This is a genomic window from Actinomadura fibrosa, assembly GCF_900659615.1.
Lineage (GTDB): Bacteria > Actinomycetota > Actinomycetes > Streptosporangiales > Streptosporangiaceae > Spirillospora > Spirillospora fibrosa.
In genome coordinates, this window is sequence record NZ_CAACUY010000537.1 from 1 (window position 1) to 1,494 (window position 1,494).

Consider the following 1,494-nt stretch of genomic DNA (forward strand, 5'->3'; position numbering starts at 1 on the left):
CCGAGCAGGCCCGGGCCCGCGCGGAGGAGGCGGCACGGGAGGCGCGCAAGGCGGCTGCGGACGCTCGCCGCGCCGCCGACCGCGCCACCGGGCGGGACACCGCGCAAGGCCCCGAAAAGCCATGAACGTGCCCATTCAGGCACCCCACCGGTCAATCGGCCTTTCCGGATGAAGTAGATTCCGTTCCCGAACGGGATTCGCATTTCGAGGGGGCGCGGTGACGGCACCGGTCGTGGAGCAGCCGACGGACTGGACCGAACCCGGCGCCCACGCGGTGGCGCCCGGCGTGCACCGCGTCCCGCTCGCGCTGCCCATCCCCTCGCTGCACGCCGTCAACGTCTACGTCATCGAGGACGCCGGCGGGCCCGTCGTCGTGGACTCCGGGTGGGCCATGCCCGACACCCGCGCGTCCCTGGAGGGCGCCCTCCGCACGCTCGGGCACCGGCTGGACGACGTCGCGCAGTTCCTCGTCACCCACGCCCACTGGGACCACTACTCGCAGGCCCTCGCGCTGCGCGAGTCGTTCGGCACCCGGGTGCGGATCGGCCGGGGCGAGCGCCCCTCGATCGAGGCGTTCGACCGGGCCCGCGGCCTGCACCCCCGCCAGGTTGAGTTGCTGCGCCGCTGCGGCGCCGCCGACCTGGCCGAGGAGATCGCGGGCATGCCCGTCGACGCGTCCGAACGGGACGTGCCGCACACCATGCCGGACGCCTGGCTGGACGACGGCGAGCGCGTCGGCCTGACCGGGCGGGGCCTGGACGTGTTCGCGACGCCGGGGCACACGCGCGGCCACGTCGTGCTCCGCGACGCCGCCGCCGGGCTGCTGTTCGCGGGCGACCACATCCTGCCCCACATCAGCCCGTCGATCGGGCTGGAGACCGAGCCGGAGCCGAAGCCGCTGCGCAGCTACCTGGCGTCGCTGCGCCTGGTGCGGGACATGCCCGACACGCTCCTGCTGCCCGCGCACGGCCCGGTGCGGCCGAGCACCCACACGCGGATCGACGAGCTGCTCAAGCACCACGAGGAGCGCCTCGACGCCGCCGCCGAGCAGGTCCGCGCGGGCCGCGCGACCGCGTTCGAGGTCGCGCAGGCCATGCCCTGGACGCGCCGCAGGCGAGCGCTCGCCGACCTGGACTCCTTCAGCCGGATGCTGGCGGTCCTGGAGATCGAGGCGCACCTGGACGTCCTGGCCGACCAGGGGATCCTCGACGTCCACGAGGAGGCGGGCGTCCGCGCCTACGCCCCGCGCGCCTGACCCGGGGGCGGGACCGCGCGCGGGTCGCGGCCGAGGTGGGCGAGCAGCAGGTCGCTCGGACCCGCGTCCGCCGGCACCGGGACGGGCGGCGCGAACAGGCCGTGCCGGGTGGCGCCGGTGACCAGCACCGAGGCGAGCGGCAGCAGCCGTCCGGCCAGCTCGGCCGGGATCTCCCGGGGCCGCCCGGCCGACCAGGCGATGTCCCAGCCGTGCACGGCGAGCTCGATGGCGCCCGTCCC

The 1,494-nt window shown here is 76.0% G+C and carries 2 protein-coding genes; one reads left to right on the top strand and one right to left on the bottom strand.

Annotated elements, in window-relative coordinates; translation table 11 throughout:
* The first annotated feature begins 217 nt into the window (after positions 1-217).
* A complete protein-coding gene (locus E1300_RS49495) occupies positions 218-1,255 on the top strand; it encodes an MBL fold metallo-hydrolase (RefSeq protein ID WP_131764153.1) in 1,038 nt (345 codons plus the stop codon).
* Here E1300_RS49495 and E1300_RS51195 read toward each other — a convergent pair.
* Positions 1,237-1,494 (bottom strand): DinB family protein (locus E1300_RS51195; RefSeq protein WP_503104956.1); only part of this gene is annotated, 258 nt, incomplete at its 5' end. The two genes, E1300_RS49495 and E1300_RS51195, sit on opposite strands and share 19 nt — an antisense overlap.